The organism is Metabacillus rhizolycopersici (assembly GCF_020075705.1).
In genome coordinates this window covers 15505-31599 of the sequence record NZ_JAIQUM010000033.1, presented here as the reverse complement: position 1 = coordinate 31599, position 16095 = coordinate 15505, and the positions used below count along the sequence as shown (strand labels likewise).

General features: G+C 35.9%; 18 protein-coding genes. 1 reads left to right on the top strand and 17 read right to left on the bottom strand.

Annotation, left to right across the window (positions count from 1 at the left end):
• Positions 1-121: 121 nt before the first annotated feature.
• The 9 genes from panC to K9V48_RS14840 all read right to left on the bottom strand — a co-directional run bounded on the left by panC (position 122) and on the right by K9V48_RS14840 (position 8115).
• Positions 122-970 (bottom strand): pantoate--beta-alanine ligase, encoded by an 849-nt coding sequence (gene panC / locus K9V48_RS14880; RefSeq protein WP_224139789.1) that lies wholly within the window; start codon positions 968-970, stop codon positions 122-124.
• Positions 967-1806 carry a 3-methyl-2-oxobutanoate hydroxymethyltransferase gene (gene panB / locus K9V48_RS14875; protein WP_224139788.1) on the bottom strand — a complete coding sequence of 280 codons (840 nt, stop codon included), beginning with the start codon at positions 1804-1806 and terminating at the stop codon, positions 967-969. Before panB ends, panC begins: the two co-directional genes overlap by 4 nt.
• A 426-nt stretch (positions 1807-2232) precedes the next feature.
• Positions 2233-3213 (bottom strand): biotin--[acetyl-CoA-carboxylase] ligase, encoded by a 981-nt coding sequence (locus K9V48_RS14870; protein WP_224139787.1) that lies wholly within the window; start codon positions 3211-3213, stop codon positions 2233-2235.
• Positions 3183-4397, bottom strand: coding sequence for a CCA tRNA nucleotidyltransferase (locus K9V48_RS14865; RefSeq protein WP_224139786.1), 1215 nt, complete (start codon positions 4395-4397; stop codon positions 3183-3185). The genes K9V48_RS14870 and K9V48_RS14865 overlap by 31 nt, the downstream gene beginning before the upstream one ends.
• A gap of 179 nt (positions 4398-4576) precedes the next feature.
• On the bottom strand, positions 4577-5710 hold the full coding sequence (gene bshA / locus K9V48_RS14860; protein ID WP_224139785.1) for an N-acetyl-alpha-D-glucosaminyl L-malate synthase BshA: 1134 nt from the start codon (positions 5708-5710) through the stop codon (positions 4577-4579).
• Positions 5707-6420 carry a bacillithiol biosynthesis deacetylase BshB1 gene (bshB1, locus tag K9V48_RS14855; RefSeq protein ID WP_224139784.1) on the bottom strand — a complete coding sequence of 238 codons (714 nt, stop codon included), beginning with the start codon at positions 6418-6420 and terminating at the stop codon, positions 5707-5709. Before bshB1 ends, bshA begins: the two co-directional genes overlap by 4 nt.
• Before the next feature lie 65 nt (positions 6421-6485).
• Positions 6486-6893, bottom strand: a complete 408-nt coding sequence (gene mgsA, locus K9V48_RS14850; protein WP_224139783.1) for a methylglyoxal synthase — start codon at positions 6891-6893, stop codon at positions 6486-6488.
• A gap of 13 nt (positions 6894-6906) precedes the next feature.
• Entirely contained in the window at positions 6907-7704 is a 798-nt protein-coding gene (gene dapB / locus K9V48_RS14845; protein WP_224139782.1) for a 4-hydroxy-tetrahydrodipicolinate reductase, read from the bottom strand.
• Between the two features lie 84 nt (positions 7705-7788).
• Positions 7789-8115 carry a nucleotide pyrophosphohydrolase gene (locus K9V48_RS14840; protein ID WP_181455709.1) on the bottom strand — a complete coding sequence of 109 codons (327 nt, stop codon included), beginning with the start codon at positions 8113-8115 and terminating at the stop codon, positions 7789-7791.
• A gap of 148 nt (positions 8116-8263) precedes the next feature.
• Between K9V48_RS14840 and K9V48_RS14835 the strand changes: the two genes are divergently transcribed.
• Positions 8264-9136: a YitT family protein gene (locus tag K9V48_RS14835; protein ID WP_224139781.1), complete on the top strand. Its 873-nt coding sequence runs from the start codon at positions 8264-8266 to the stop codon at positions 9134-9136.
• A gap of 293 nt (positions 9137-9429) precedes the next feature.
• On the opposite strand, the gene ypjB is transcribed toward K9V48_RS14835, so the two are convergent.
• From ypjB to K9V48_RS14795, 8 genes are all read right to left on the bottom strand, one after another.
• A complete protein-coding gene (gene ypjB, locus K9V48_RS14830) occupies positions 9430-10221 on the bottom strand; it encodes a sporulation protein YpjB (protein ID WP_224139780.1) in 792 nt (263 codons plus the stop codon).
• A gap of 232 nt (positions 10222-10453) precedes the next feature.
• Positions 10454-11047, bottom strand: coding sequence for a lipoprotein heptaprenylglyceryl N-acetyltransferase LhaT (gene lhaT, locus K9V48_RS14825; RefSeq protein ID WP_224139779.1), 594 nt, complete (start codon positions 11045-11047; stop codon positions 10454-10456).
• 121 nt (positions 11048-11168) lie between these two features.
• Positions 11169-11936, bottom strand: a complete 768-nt coding sequence (locus K9V48_RS14820) for a menaquinol-cytochrome c reductase cytochrome b/c subunit (protein WP_224139778.1) — start codon at positions 11934-11936, stop codon at positions 11169-11171.
• Positions 11937-12015: 79 nt separating this feature from the next.
• Positions 12016-12690 (bottom strand): menaquinol-cytochrome c reductase cytochrome b subunit, encoded by a 675-nt coding sequence (qcrB, locus tag K9V48_RS14815; protein ID WP_224139776.1) that lies wholly within the window; start codon positions 12688-12690, stop codon positions 12016-12018.
• Positions 12691-12694: 4 nt separating this feature from the next.
• Positions 12695-13201 carry a QcrA and Rieske domain-containing protein gene (locus K9V48_RS14810; RefSeq protein ID WP_224139774.1) on the bottom strand — a complete coding sequence of 169 codons (507 nt, stop codon included), beginning with the start codon at positions 13199-13201 and terminating at the stop codon, positions 12695-12697.
• 142 nt (positions 13202-13343) lie between these two features.
• Positions 13344-13802, bottom strand: a complete 459-nt coding sequence (locus K9V48_RS14805) for a YpiF family protein (RefSeq protein ID WP_224139772.1) — start codon at positions 13800-13802, stop codon at positions 13344-13346.
• 331 nt (positions 13803-14133) lie between these two features.
• Positions 14134-14685 (bottom strand): ReoY family proteolytic degradation factor, encoded by a 552-nt coding sequence (locus K9V48_RS14800; protein ID WP_224139770.1) that lies wholly within the window; start codon positions 14683-14685, stop codon positions 14134-14136.
• Positions 14686-14764: 79 nt separating this feature from the next.
• Positions 14765-16033, bottom strand: a complete 1269-nt coding sequence (locus K9V48_RS14795) for a tetratricopeptide repeat protein (RefSeq protein ID WP_224139768.1) — start codon at positions 16031-16033, stop codon at positions 14765-14767.
• Positions 16034-16095: the final 62 nt, after the last annotated feature.

Genomic DNA, 16095 nt, shown 5'->3' with positions numbered 1-16095 from the left:
TGACCACTTGCTTTTTCAGGCAGTTTTTCCCCACTTAACCTATTTTTACTTTTTCATTTGTAGTCATAGTTTGTCTACCCGTTAATTTGCGACAATTATATTTATAAATCATTCGTACTTCTCATTCAACTTCAAACGTTATGTTATCAATTAGTCTTGCTTTTGTAAATTTAACTGCGATAGCGAGAATAATTTTACCATTCATTATCTCTATTTCATCCAATTCAGGATAGGAAAGAATTTCGACATAGTCGATGATTCCGTCTGATTCATTTGAAATTAGCGAGGAAATAAACGACTTGATTTCTTCCTTATCACGCATACCTTGATTGATTTTTTGCTTTGCCATTACTAAACTTTTATAAATAACAATAGCTTGACTTCGTTCAATCTCGCTTAAATATACATTTCGTGAACTTTTTGCCAGGCCATCTTCTTCCCTAACTGTTGGAACCGTTACTAAATCAATCGGGTAGTTAAATTCGGTTATTAATCCATCAACAACAGCAACTTGCTGTGCATCTTTCATTCCAAAATAAGCTCGATTCGGTTCGATAAGATTAAACAGTTTCGTTAAGACTGTTGCAACTCCATCGAAATGTCCTTCTCTTGATCTCCCACAGAGGACATCCACTCTCGATCCGACGGTAACAGTATAGGTCGGTTTTTTAGGATACATTTCCAATACACTTGGAGTAAAGATAAAATCAACGCCCGCAAGCCTTGCTATTTCTTCATCTTTACGAGCATTCCTTGGATATGAATCAAAATCTTCGTTTGGACCAAATTGTAAAGGATTAACAAAGATACTTAATACCACAAAATCATTTGCCTTTCTTGCTTCCTCTAACAGTTTCACATGTCCATCATGTAAAAAGCCCATTGTTGGTACAAAACCAATTGTTTTATTGTCATTTTTTATTTCACTTATTTTTTGAACTAATTCATTCTTTGTTGTAATAACGATCATTTTTTCACCCCACCATAAAGACTATGGAGCTCTTCTTCCTTCATATTAAAGGAATGCTTCTCTTCGGGGAAATCTCTGTTTTTGACATCAAGATTGTATTGCCTAATTGCTGTTTCAGCTGTTTCCGCTACAGACGCATATTGCTTAACGAATTTTGCAACATGCCCAGATCCATACCCAATCAAATCATGGTAAACCAAAACCTGACCATCAGTTTGTCTACCTGCACCTATACCAATTGTCGGTATTACTAACTGATTGCTTATCTCTTCTGCCAATTGCTGTGGAACACATTCTAATACAATTGCAATCGCACCAGCATCTTGACATTTCTTTGCATCTTCGATTAATTTTCGGGCTGCTTCTGCATCCTTTCCTTGGACTTTATATCCTCCTAACACATGAACAGATTGTGGAGTTAAGCCAAGGTGAGAAATGACTGGAATCCCTCCATGAGTAAGCGCTGTAATTATTTCTGTTACACCATCAGCACCCTCAACCTTTACCGCATCTGCTCCACCTTCTTGCATAAGTCGGGCCGCATTTTTCAGAGAATCCACTTTTGACAGGTGATATGACATAAATGGCATATCTGTTACAACAAATGTATTTTTGGCACCGCGCTTTACGGCCTTTGTATGATGAAGCATATCATCCATTGTGACAGGGATTGTAGAATCATAACCAAGTACAACCATCCCAAGTGAATCGCCAACAAGGATCATATCAATGCCAGCTTGTTCAGCTTGGATTGCACTGGGATAATCATATGCCGTTACCATTGAAATCGGTTCACCTTTTTGTTTCATCCTCATAAAATCCATTCTCGTCTTCATATGTTTCACTCCTAATAGTTTAATGAGCACGATGGAGAAGATCCTTCTTCTACACTTTTCGCTCCGTTTTTTAGAGCAATTGGTTCGTTACTTTTGAACCATTTTTTTGTCCTTGCTCGTTTCGTTTAAGGAGAGGGAGGAAATGACCGTCATCAGATTTTTCATTTATTTAACGTAAAAAATCCTTCTTTCGACAGAGAAAGAAGGATTTAAAGGCATACTAAAAAAACGGTTTCATCCCTCTGTCCTAGTCCCTTTTGGATCAAGGCAGAATATAATTTCAATTAATTTCGTTAAGCATATGAACTTTTATGTTTGTCAAAAGTAAAATGCTTCATTAACTATTACAACTTAAGGTGTAGTTCAATAAGATACTACCCTAGTGAAACTATAGCAAAAAATTCGCCAGATTACCATCATTTTTCATTATTGAAAATCAATATCAGCTGAATAGATTCGTTCAATCACTCGATTGTTCGTTTCAATTAATAGAACACCGTCGTCATCTATCCCAATTGCTTTTCCTACAATCGTCCCGCTCAGTGTTCTAGCAATAATTTTTTTATTTAAACTAATGGCATAACTTTCCCAGAGAAGCTTAATCGGCTTAAAACCTTGAGTCAAAAATAACGAATAAAGCCCTTCAAATTTCAGCAAAATCATTTGAATAAATTGTGCTCTCTCCCACACAGTCCCTGTTTCAATAAAGATCGAAGTTGCAATACTTTGCAACTCTTCAGGAAAATCGTCTATTTTCTGATTAACATTAATCCCAGTACCAATAATGACCGAATGTACTTGGTCAGCCTCAGCCTGTAATTCCGTTAGTATACCGACCAGTTTTTTTCCATTTAACATTATATCGTTCGGCCATTTTATTTCTGGCTTTAGTGGTGTTAACTCTTCGATAGCTTGTACAATCGCAACCGCAGTAAGGAGGGTTAGTTGTGGTGTTTGGTTTACTGGGAGATTCGGACGAATGATCATACTCATCCAAATCCCAGTTCCTTTAGGAGAATACCATACTCGAGCCATTCTCCCTTTTCCATTCGTTTGTTGATCAGCGACAACGATTGTCCCTTCTTCTACACCTTCATTTGCTAGATTTCGCGCAATCTTCTGTGTAGAGGAAACAATTTCTTCAAAGTGAATATGACGTCCCATCATCGTTGTTTTTAGTCCGAGCTGGATTTCATTACTGCTTATTTTATCTGGCTTTTTCGTAATCCGATATCCTAATCTTCGAACAGCCTCTAGCTCATAACCTTCTTTTCTAAGTTCCTCCATATGTTTCCATACGGCCGTTCTTGAGCAACCAATATAGTCACTAATTTTTTGACCTGATAAAAATTCTCCATCTGCTTTTGAGAAGGCTTCTAATAATTTTGCTCGAATTCCTGTTTGCATCTCATTAGCCACTCCTTTATTGCAGATTTATTATTTTCTAATTCATTCATTACGACGGCTTTCTCGATTTCGGTAATAGCTTTTGATACCCAAGGCCCTGGTTCTTTATTCAAGCAGCGAATCACGTCATGACCTGTTATCGCAAGCTGATCCCTACTTTTAATTGGAAGCTGCTTAATTAACTTCTTTATATTCCTACTATTTGATTCCACTAATGATGGGTTTGTCATGACTGAATGAATCCATTCAACTGAAACAGCTGTTTCATATCCTGCTTCATATAATAATAAGTCAGACCATTGCCCCTCGTTCAATATTGTAAGGTATCGAATATTTTTTTCAACAGCCTTAATTATTTTAGTGGATAATTTCCATTTTCTTAGAAAAGTGGAAATGGACGATGGAGCGATACAGTATGTAAATAACGTCCAAAGTTCTTCATTTGTTGTTAGTAATTGCAGATCATATGTAGATACTCTCTTTATCTCTTGTTGTTTCGTTTCTAATCCTGGTAAGTATTGATTTATATTCGTTTCGATTATGATTTCTAAGGCACATTTTTGATTTATACCTTTTAATAGCTTCTCAATCTCCATCGTTTTTCGCTCAACCGAAATAGCACTTAATAGATGAACATGCTCTTTAATAGCTGCTTTCGTTAGAGGGCACAGTGTAAATTGCAATTGACTAACAAATCGAACGGCCCTTAACATTCTTAAGGCATCTTCTGTAAATCTTTCTGATGGTGACCCAACCGTTTGAATAAGTTTCTCCTTCAAATGGGCTTCACCATTAAAAAAGTCTTGAATCATCCCGTCTATATCCATTGCCATTGCATTAATTGTAAAATCTCTACGCCTTAAATCCTCTTTCAAAGATGTAATGTATGAAACATTTTTAGGGTGACGGAAATCCACATATTCTGATTCCGTCCGAAAAGTTGTTACTTCATAGGGCGTATTTTTATGCAATACAATAATGGTACCATGCTCTGCCCCAACATCAATCGTATGATCAAACAAAGATTGTACTTCATCAGGCTTTGCAGAGGTAGCTATATCAACATCACCGATCACTCTTTTCAAAAGGTGATCCCGAACAGCACCCCCAACGTAAAAAGCTTCATAACCAGCCATATGTAGTTTTTCTACTATCGGTTTTGCTTCAAGAAACAAGCGTTCCATCGTTTTACTCCTTATGTATGAAGGAAAGTGGTAATGAACTATGCTACATTATCAAAACAGGTATCCTGTTTTCATTAGTCAAAATATTGATTCACTACATGTAAAATGCCTGTGTCTGCCTCACCGACATTTTAATGCGGTTTTCCTTCGAAATAAATTGTTTCATTTTGAACTTATTTTCATTTCGTTATCAAGTCATAATAAATTGACTCATATTGTGTAACGATTTTTTCAGAATGAAATGCATCTTTAGCAGTAAATATCGCATTTTCAGACATATTTTGATGCAATAAATCATTTGATAATAACTCAACGGCACGATTAGCGATTGACTTAATATCTCCAACCTCGCATAGATAACCTGTTTCACCTTCGTAAATCACTTCTGGAATCCCACCAGTATTTGTTCCAATACATGGAACACCACATGCCATTGCTTCTAATAAAACTAAACCAAAGCTTTCTTTTTCCGAAAGCAAAAGCATGACATCACTTAATGAATACAGTTCTTCTAAATTTTCCTGTTTTCCAAGAAAAAGAACCTTATCGGTAAGGCCTAATTCACCAACAAGATTACTTATATAGGTCATTTCAGGGCCATCGCCTACAAGCAATAACTTTGCTTTTACTTCTTTTTGAATCAATTGAAAGGAATAAACTACATCTTGAACACGTTTTACTTTTCGAAAATTAGAAACATGAATGACAACTTTTTCATCTTCATGAATGCCATATTGCTTTTTAAGGTGAGATGCATCTTTTTTATTATAAACTCGATCATCGATAAAATTATATACAGTTTCGATTTCTTTTTTTGGTTGAATTAGTTCATATGTTTGCTTTACTAATGAATCTGAAACAGCTGTCACGACATCTGAGGATTCAATTCCAAAGCGAATCAATTCTGATAGCGATTGATCATACCCAAGTACAGTAATATCCGTTCCATGAAGAGTGGTGACAATTTTAAGATCATCCCCAACCATTTGCTTAGCTAAAAAAGCACAAATTGCATGCGGAATTGCATAATGTACATGTAATAAGTCCAATTTCTCTCTTTTTGCAACCTCTGCCATTTTACTAGCCAAAGCCAGATCATATGGTGGATATTTAAAGACTGAATATTGATTCACTTCAACCTCATGGAAAGTAATATTACAATATACCTTATTCAATCGAAATGGTAAACTTGATGTAATAAAATGGATTTCATGTCCTCGCTCTGCAAGTTGCTTTCCCAGTTCGGTAGCTACAACTCCAGATCCTCCTACAGAAGGATAACAAGTTATGCCAATTTTTAATTTTCGTTTCATCTTCTTTCACCTAATAAATCGTTTGAAAGTAAAATTGGTTTTTTCGTTTTAAAGCCTTCAGCATAACTGACTCCAACCTCATTTCCAAATAGCCTCTCTCTGTTCTCAACTGATTCAATGTAACCGTTTGTTAGTGGAGTATTCGTTGAAGCCTCTGTTTTTTCAAACTGACTTACATAAGCACGAAGGCTTTCTAATTTTTTATCAATCGTATCTGAAATATCAATGACGAAATCTGGTTTGTGAAACCCGTTGATCATATAATAATAAATCGTCTGAACTTTGTGGGATGGTTGGTCTAATTCATCCTTATATTTTCGAATACCAGCTGAAAAAACCGCTTCTTCAACTAGTCTTGAACATTGACCATGATCTGGATGGCGATCTTCAAAGTATGGTACAAATACAATTTTTGGACGATATTTTCTGATGACCGTAACAATTGAATGAATTGCAGATTCTGTTATGTATAATCCACGATCTGGTAATGACAATTGAATTCTTTTCGTGATGCCTAAAATCTCTCCTGCAAGTTTAGCCTCATCTTGTCGAATAGCTATCGTACCGTTAGAGGAAAGCTCGGCCATTGTTAAATCACAAATCCCAATTTTAAACCCTTTATTTGTATAATTTGCAATCGTTCCCCCCATCCCGATTTCGACATCATCAGGATGAGCTCCAATTGCAAGAATATCTAGTGTATGACTCATTAGTATCTCCTTGTTGTTAAAGTGAAAATATGGTCTATACTACGTATATTTTTTCACAAAAATACTTATTCGTTTGACGATTTAATTACGTTTCTCCAATTTAAATCACCGCGCTCAAGACCACGTACTAGTATTTCAGCTGTACCCATATTTGTTGCAAGTGGAATGGAATATACGTCACAAAGACGAATTAGAGCTGTAATATCAGGCTCATGAGGTTGAGCAGTTAATGGATCTCTGAAGAAAATAACCATATCCATATCATTCTTTGCAATCAATGCTCCAATTTCTTGGTCTCCGCCAAGTGGACCTGATTGAAAACGATGAACGGCTAAGCCGCTTGCCTCTTGAATTCGTAACCCTGTTGTTCCTGTTGCATAAAGTTGATGATCTTCGAATATTGGCAAATATGCCATTACAAACTGAACAAGATCTGATTTCTTCTTATCATGTGCGATTAAAGCTATTTTCATTTTTCAATCCCCTTTATTCAAGAATATTTTCTAATCCATATACTAATAAATCAACTTTCATCACATTTTCAACTGCCAGCTTAACTCCTGACATAAACGAAGCACGATTATAGGAATCATGGCGAATTTTTAATGTTTGTCCATCACCACCAAACAATACTTCTTGATGAGCAATTAAACCTGGAAGACGGACACTGTGTAGGCGAATTCCGTTATAATTAGCTCCCCGTGCTCCTGTAAGTAGCTCTTTTTCATTTGGATGACCTTGTTGTTTTTCATCTCTAACAGTAGCTATCATTTCTGCGGTTTTTAATCCCGTACCAGATGGAGCATCTAGTTTCTGATCATGATGTTGTTCAATAATTTCGACATCCTGAAAGTACCTTGCTGCCATCTGAGAGAATTTCATCATCAAAATAGCTCCAAGAGCAAAGTTAGGAGCTATTATAGCGCCAATTCCTTTTTCTTCTGTTAATTGTTGAAGCTCTTTTAAATCTTCTTCAGAAAATCCCGTTGTTCCAACTACAGGTCTGACTCCATTTAACAACGCCTTCTTCGTATGTATTTTACCAATTTCCGGCGTAGTTAAATCAATTAGTACGTCTGGCTTTGTTTCAACAAAACATTTTTCAATATCGGTATAAATAGGTACATCAACGTCAAAGCCTTCAAGTTCCTTTAGACTTTTCCCTTCATGCTTATGGTCCACAACAGCTACTAGTGAAAAATGCGCCGTATCTCCGACGAGTTTTACAGCTTCACTACCCATTCTACCTCGGGCACCTGCAATGACAATTTTAATCTCTTCCATCATCCAATTCTCCTTTATTTATCTATTATCAAATTAGTGCGCTGCGCCTAATATTACACTTGGCTGACGAAGCGCACTACTTTTCTAATCAATTTTAGTCCAACGATCTTTGTCTCTTGTTTTAAACTTCTTCATGACAAGATCATGAGCTTGTTCTAAGTCTATGTCTAACGAATTAGCGAGACATATGAGAACAAATAAGACATCGCCAAGCTCTTCTTCTATTTCCTTTTCTTTTTCAGAAGCCTTTTTCGGTTTTTCACCGTAATAATGATTGATTTCTCTCGCTAACTCTCCCACTTCTTCCGTTATCCTAGCCATCATAGCCAATGGAGAGAAATATCCTTCTTTAAACCCACTTATGTATTGATCAACTTCTTTTTGAAGGTCTTTCATCTTCTTTTGTTCCATAGAAATCACCTCGTCCGCTTTTCTATTCAATGTTAGCTAATCCTATTAATTTTTACAATTATTTTGACATTATTTTTTCGAAATTTGCACCTTGACATTCTATCAACTATACTATTTTAAGCTATAAATGAATTGTTGGGGGTATCAAATGGTAGAAGAACTTCGTTTTAAAAATATATTTTTTATTTTAATTGGGTCTGGCATTTTTGGTTTTGGTCTGGTCCATTTTAATATGCAAAATAATTTAGCTGAAGGTGGATTTACTGGTATTACCCTTATGCTTTATTTCCTCTTTCATTTTGACCCATCTATATCTAACTTATTATTAAATATACCATTATTTATTATTGGCTGGCGTATTTTAGGCAGGACTTCTTTTTTATACACTCTGATAGGAACGATTAGTTTGTCACTCTTCTTATGGATTTTTCAGAGGTATCAAATTCATATGCCTTTAAATGATGATTTAACACTCGCGGCTCTTTTTGCAGGGGTTTCACTTGGAATTGGCTTAGGAATGATTTTTCGTTATGGTGGAACAACTGGTGGAGTCGATATTATCGCAAGACTTGCAAATAAGTATTTGGGCTGGAGTATGGGAAAGACAATGTTTATATTTGATCTATGTGTCATTACATTGTCCTTGATTACATACTTATCATACAAAGAAGCAATGTATACACTTGTCGCCGTATTTGTAGGCGCACGAGTTATTGATTTTATGCAGGAAGGTGCGTATGCTGCAAAAGGTGCGATGATTATTTCGAACCGACCAGAGGCAATTTCCGAAAGAATTATGAAAGAAATGGATCGGGGAGTGACAATATTAAAAGGACAGGGTTCATTTACGAAAGAGGATCGCAATGTTTTGTATTGTGTAGTTGGGAAAAATGAGATTGTAAGGTTAAAAAATGTTATTACATCTGTTGACCCTTATGCTTTTGTATCTGTAAGCGATGTACATGATGTTTTAGGTGAGGGCTTTACATTAGACGAAAATAAAGAGCCTATCCAACGGTAAATCACTTGATGATTCGTTATAAGAAAAGTGCAAGCGCCTTTGTTCAGCCTCGGGCGAATAAGCCACTCAGGAATTGAAGGTATTCTTTTCCTTCAATTCCTGAGTGGCTGTAGACCCAAGAGAGGTCGGACGCTTGCGCTGGACAATTCCCGAAGCCAAAACCTATAAATTCTGATGTTATAAAAAAGTTCACCTAGTTAATCTCACGCTTTACTAGTATATACAATGAAGATGTCTCTATTTTTCTGACAAGCAGTTTTGAAAGCAGCAGGGTAACTTAATTGACCTTAATATCATTCCTTATTTATTTCTCTTTTCGCTACTTTTTCCTTTTCGCCACTGTACTTTCTCCATCCGACGTATGAAAGTGATAATAAAATAATACTTCCTGTTGATATCATTACCCATAATAAAGAAGGATCTGCTTCATCGTCCTTTACCCTCGCAAAAAGTGCCTTTAAATCTTCTTCCATCACCGCTAATTGTTTCACACGATTTATTTCAGGAATCACTTGAAACAAACGATCCTCGACAACTGAAATATGATCATCCATTCGTTTAATCTGCTGACTTTCTAAATCTACTTGTATACTAGGATAAATTACTTCATAAAGAGCTAAAAATTGGTTCCAATCATGTTGAAAGGATTGATTATCACCTTCCTCAACATCACTCTTCATTTGCGAAAAAGTTTCCATAATCGAAGATTCCATTGATCCCCATAACGGTTGATACTCCGATACCATTGCATCAACAACAAGACGGAACTTAGTTAAAGATCGAACTTTTTCATCCGTAGTTATATTCTCTTTTTGTATTACATCTAGCGCATTTTTGTGCGTACTCGTAATCGTTCTAAATTGATCTAAGGAGATAAACTCTCTATCAATAGGAATTTCCTCAAATTTAACTGCGAAATATTTGAGTAATTGGGCAGACTCGCTAAAGCGTTCTTGCTTTGCTAGTTGTAACGCTGAGTCAGAAATCTTATTTAACGATTCCCAGTCATAGACTTCTTCTGCAATTGCTGGTTTTATATGAATCAGCAACATACCAATAATGAGTGCGACCATCCATTTCTTCATTCTTGTCCCCCCTATAACATCTACTAAAAAACTATGTAGAGATGGACAAGGATAGACCAAAAGATTTAATGATTTTTGAAGTACAAAAGCGGAAGCGCCTTGATCAGCCCCGACAAGCATAAGACGCTTTTGACCTCGAGGGGCTAGGCGCTGGATGTCGTGCTCTTATCCACAGTACAAGAATTTAATTGTTTCCGAAACAAATAAAAAGTCTAGCCTATTCGAGCTAAACTTAAGGTAAATTCAATTTAGATGCACGTTTATTTATAACCAAGGCATAAGCGATTAATAATGAAATTATGCTTAGCCAAAATGTGAAATAACCTATTTGATTGATATAATCCATTAATACACTATATCGTGGCATTATTCCAAAGATGTAGTCAATAAAGTCATTATGTAAAGTCCATACAGCAGCAATTAGTAAATGCCAAGCCTTAAAACGATAATAAGGAGCATACAGAAGCCCTTGAATGGCCATCCCAAGATGGGAAGCAATTAGCATATAACTCTCCCAAGGTAAACTACCATTAACAACTAATACGAGGATATTCATAATTACAGCCCAGATACCATACTTAAACAATGTAACAATCGCTAACGCTTCAATAAGTGGAAAATTTTTACGGATCAAAAACGCTAGTAATACGATTAAAAAGAATAAGCTTGCAGTGGGGCTGTCTGGGACAAATATAAGAAAGTGAGCTGGTGTTTCAGACAATTGATATCTGTACCAATAATACCCATAAATTGTTCCGAAAAAATTAATTAAAAACATCATAATTAAAACTGGCTTTTGTCCTAAAATATATTGAAACATTTTCATTCTATCACTCACCAAATCCATAATTTTTTACAAGTTCACTCTTCTCATATTACTTCTAAAATTACTAATTGTGTACTATATTTTCCCTGTACACAAAATAAAAGCTGACAAATGTCAGCTTTTATTTTGATGTTACACCTGATATAAACTCAGATAATACTTTTAATTGTTCATCTGTTCCTTTAAAGACGCCTGCTGGCATACTTCCTTGACCATTTTTAGCAATATCTGCAATTTTATCAGGCTCTAATCCATTATCAACTAGAGCTTTCCCTGCTGCTCCACCCTCTAGATTATCACCATGACAGGAAATACAGCCCTGCTCCTGATAAATAGCATAACCTTCAGACGATGTATCAATCTCTGCTTCTGCTTGAATCTTACCTTGTTCAGCTGAAGCTTCCCAGTCATGATTTACAACAGATTCCCAAGTTAAGCAAAACACGGCAGCAACACCAAGTAGCATCAAACCTACAGCAACCGGACGCTTTGAAGGACGACGATGAGGTCCTCTATCTAAAAACGGAGCTAGTAATAATGCACCAAACGCTAGACCTGGAATGACCATTGCACCGATAACGTTATATGGACCAGATGCGTAAGAATATTTTAACAATTGGTATAAGAATAAAAAATACCAGTCTGGTAATGGAATATATCCAGCATCCGTCGGATCAGCCACACGCTCAAGTGGTGACGGATGTGCGACTGTTAAACATAAAAAACCAATTAAGAAAACAGCACCTACTAGCCATTCCTTTAATAGGAAGTTGGGCCAGAATGCTTCTGTCTTCCCTGGATATTCGGAATAATCTTTAGGAATATTCGGTTTTCTCTCTGCAGAAATACGGGAGTCACCTACAAATTTCATACCTTTTCCGCGATGCATGATTTCCCCTCCTTACTAAGGTGGTTTTCGATATCAATTTATTTGTATCATAATAATTTCCGATAATGAACAGTTAATCCTATAGAGGACCAGAAATACCTTGCTTACGTATCATAACAAAGTGAGCTGCCATTAATGCGAATAGAGCAGCAGGCAAGAAGAATACATGTATAGCAAAGAAACGTGTAAGGGTTTGGGCACCTACAATTTCAGGATGACCTGATAATAAGGTCTTAACTGTTGGCCCAATCAGTGGAACGGATTCAGCAATCTGTAGAGTAACCTTCGTTGCAAATAACGCTTTCATATCCCAAGGTAATAAATAACCTGTTAATCCAAGACCGAGCATAACAAAGAAAATAAGAACTCCAACAACCCAGTTTAATTCACGGGGTTTTTTATAAGCACCTTGGAAAAATACACGTAATGTATGTAGAAACATCATAACTATTACTAGACTAGCGCCCCAGTGGTGCATCCCACGAACAATTTGTCCGAAAGCGACTTCATTTTGCAAATAGAAAACTGATTCCCATGCATTCTTAATATCTGGGACATAATACATCGTTAAAAACATTCCAGAAAGTACTTGAATAACCGTAACGAAAAATGTTAATCCACCAAAGCAATAGACAAAGGCAGAAAAATGATGTGCAGGGTTTACATGTTCAGGTACCTCATGGTCAGCAATATCACGCCACATCGGAGTAATATCTAAACGTTCGTCTACCCAATCATAAATTTTGTTAAGCAAGCGATTACGCCTCCCCTCGTGGTTTTGCTTTACCTAAGAATAAATAACCATCTTTAACTACGTGTTGATAAACATCAAGCGGTCCAATAGGCGGTGTTCCCTTAATATTTGTACCATCTTTTTCATATCTCCCAAAGTGACAGGGACAAAAAAATTGGTTTGGATTAGCTGGATCATTGTTCCATCCAACTGTACAACCTAAATGCTTACAGACTGGTGATAGCGCTGTTATTTTGTCACCGCTTTTATAAACCCAGGCCGATTTAGTTTCTTCTGATTCATGCCAAGCATCTACTTGCTTAATCTTAAAATCAAAGCGTTGAGGTTCTTCCGTAATTTCGTCAACTTTGACAACTTGTACTAAATCCTGTTCTTCTGCTGGTCGGAGCACAGGGTCAAGCGCGAAGCGAACCATAGGCATAAGCATACCTGCAGCCATGAAACCGCCTACACCAGTAAGCGTGTAGTTTAAGAATTGACGTCTAGAAACTCGATGTTTTTTCTCGCTCATCATTTTCCCCCCTCTATCTTAAGCTCAGTCCGTATAGGACATACGAAATAACATATAAAACTAGGACATACTCATGATATATCAATATTTGGAAGAGGTCAATAAAATCCTAGTTTGATTTCTGGAAATGAAAGCGTTTTTATCACTTATTCCAAGATTGTAATAAAATGTTCAAAATTTGCTGAATCTGGTCTTCTAAAAGCTTTTTCATTAAACTTTCATCCATATGTTCAAAAGGTACGGAAGGCAACCAGATAAGATCATCCTTTACATTTTGTTGATCACTAGTATACTCTTTTAAAGTCTCATCACTTGTTAGAAAAATGACATGTTTAAACTCCTCCTGTAATTCAGTTTTCCATTCTATAACACTTTCAATCACATTTTTTGACTTCTTTAAATAGGATAATGATGGAAATAAAAACACTCTCCCTTTCAACTGTCTCTCAAGCTCAACTGAAACATATGTAATAAATTCACCTTTTGAAACTGTTCCTTTTAAATCCGCTTCTAATGAAACTGGTATTAAGGGTACAATTGCAGTATCTACATATTCTCGCGATTGGTTGTATACATCTACATCACTTAAAACCCACTTCAACTATCTCACTCCTTGTATGACTTAGTATAAGTTCTATTATAAATCCTAGCTAACTAATTGTTAAATTTGAAGTTTCTTTTTCTATCTATGAGCGGCTTTTATTTAGTTAAGTAAAAGATGCATTATTATCCTAAGATACTATTCAATATAAAGAAAAATGAGGGAGATCTATATCGCTTCATTTACGGTGGAACAAGCTTAATCAACACTATTTTCGGGCCTAAACTAGTCTTTTTTACTGTTTTAGAATGTTAATTATATTAAGCAGGTTCCGTCCCATACACAGAAAAAAACCCTCCAAAATTTATTTGGATGGGCGAGTCAGTCGCATTTACTTTTCGTTCTTTTTCAAGTTAATTAATTGCTGAGATAGCCGCTGAAAGCCTTCTTTATCTTGACGATCTAATGCATCATCGATCAGTTGTAAAAGCTTTTCCTTCTGAAAATTTTGAAGGGAATGCTCGAGAAGTTTTTCAGTCACTTCACGATCCTTCTCATTTTCATGTAAATGAGAAGGCATAAATGGATTTGATTCAAGAACTGCTGCATACTGGGGCGACTGATAAACAGATCTAAAATTAAGTTGAATAAAAAGCTCTTCATCTTTATTTAAGCGTATATCATGAAAAGATTTTTCTGCATCTGTTGTCATGACGTTTTCCTTATAAAACCGAAATGGAACTTCTTCAACACAGTGCGTTGACATGATGATTCCCCGTGGACAATACTGTGCTTGCTCGACAAAATGCACCTTTTCCATTAAGGTATCATGACTCATTAAATAATTTAAAATCCAAACACATTCTCTTCGCTTCAGTTGATAATGGTTCAAAAACCACCTGATAAAATCTTTCTTTTCGTGGACAGATACAGGGGCCTCCATACAATTCCCTCCTCTGCTATTCAGTAGATTCTTACTTTGTTAATTCCATAAAACTAAATTAAACTCCTTCTAATCTACTTTAAAACTCTTCTTCTAATTGTAGCAAAATCTCACCGATTTCGACATTTGAAGGATCTTGCTTCAGAATTTCCCCAAATATTTCCTTGGCATCCTTTCTTCGGCCCTCTTCCATTAAAAAGTAACCAAATTCATGTAAAAATTCTCGTTGTTCCTTGAATGAATTATATGCAAGTTGATAATGATTTAATGCCTGTGCATATTCTTCTTTTTGGTGATATGCTCGCGCTAAAGTCCAATCAAATTGTGGATCTTCTTCACCATATCGTTTGATTTCTGATATTAATTCAATCACATCGTCATATCTTTCATCTTGAAGAAAAATATGTGTTAATGTAATCGCAGCCTCTATATGACCTGGATCTAATGCAAGTGTTTCACGTAATAAACTTTCAGCCTCTTCAATTCGACCAGACTTAATGGCAATCTTACCGCCAAATAGATACAACTCTTTATTATATTCATCAACTTTTATACCTTCTTGAACAGTTTCAAGACTTTCTGCTAAAAGGCCTTCATGCTCATAAGCTTTAGCTAAGTATAAATAAAGCGAAGAAAAATGAGGGTCAGCTTCCTTTAACTTAGTAAATACTTGAATTGAGGTTTTATAAAACCCTCCTTGAAATGCTGTAAATCCATATCCAAAGAGCGTATTTAGATCCTCATGTTCGACTATGGCTTCTTTATAATAATCTAAAGACTTCTCAAATTCTCCTGTTGCACTCAAAGACTCTGCAAGTCTATGACCAATATAAATTCCTGAAATCGATGTTTGTTCGTTCAACACTGATTCATAATAAGGTATCGCATGTTTATACTTTCCTTGGTGAAAATAAAGTTCCCCTAATGCAAAATCTATGACTAGCTCATTAGGTAAAAGCTGTTTTGCTTCTTGTAATTTTTGTTCACTTACTTCCGCTAACCCTTGCATTTGATAAAGATCTGCTAAAAGGAGTAGTGCCTGAGGGTATGCTTCATGGTCAGTCGTTATCGTATTTAATAATTCTATAGACTCTTCTTCTTTCTCCAATTCTAAAAAGAGTTCAGCCAAAAATAAGGTGATTTGCGCTTCCTCAGGATATAAAAAATGAAGTTCTTCCATAATGTCATGAGCTTTATCAACGATTCCCCATTGATAGTATTGTTCAGCTAAGTGAAGTTTCTCTTCATCATGAAGAGTCGGTTGTATGTTTGCTAATAAACCTAAAGCCTCTTCTGTTTCACCTTTATTGATCAGATTAATTGCTTCTTTTAGTACTTGATTAAACATAATTATCCCTTTCTAACTTAACCAATATTTTCATTATTGTTCTGCCACATCTCAAATATCTG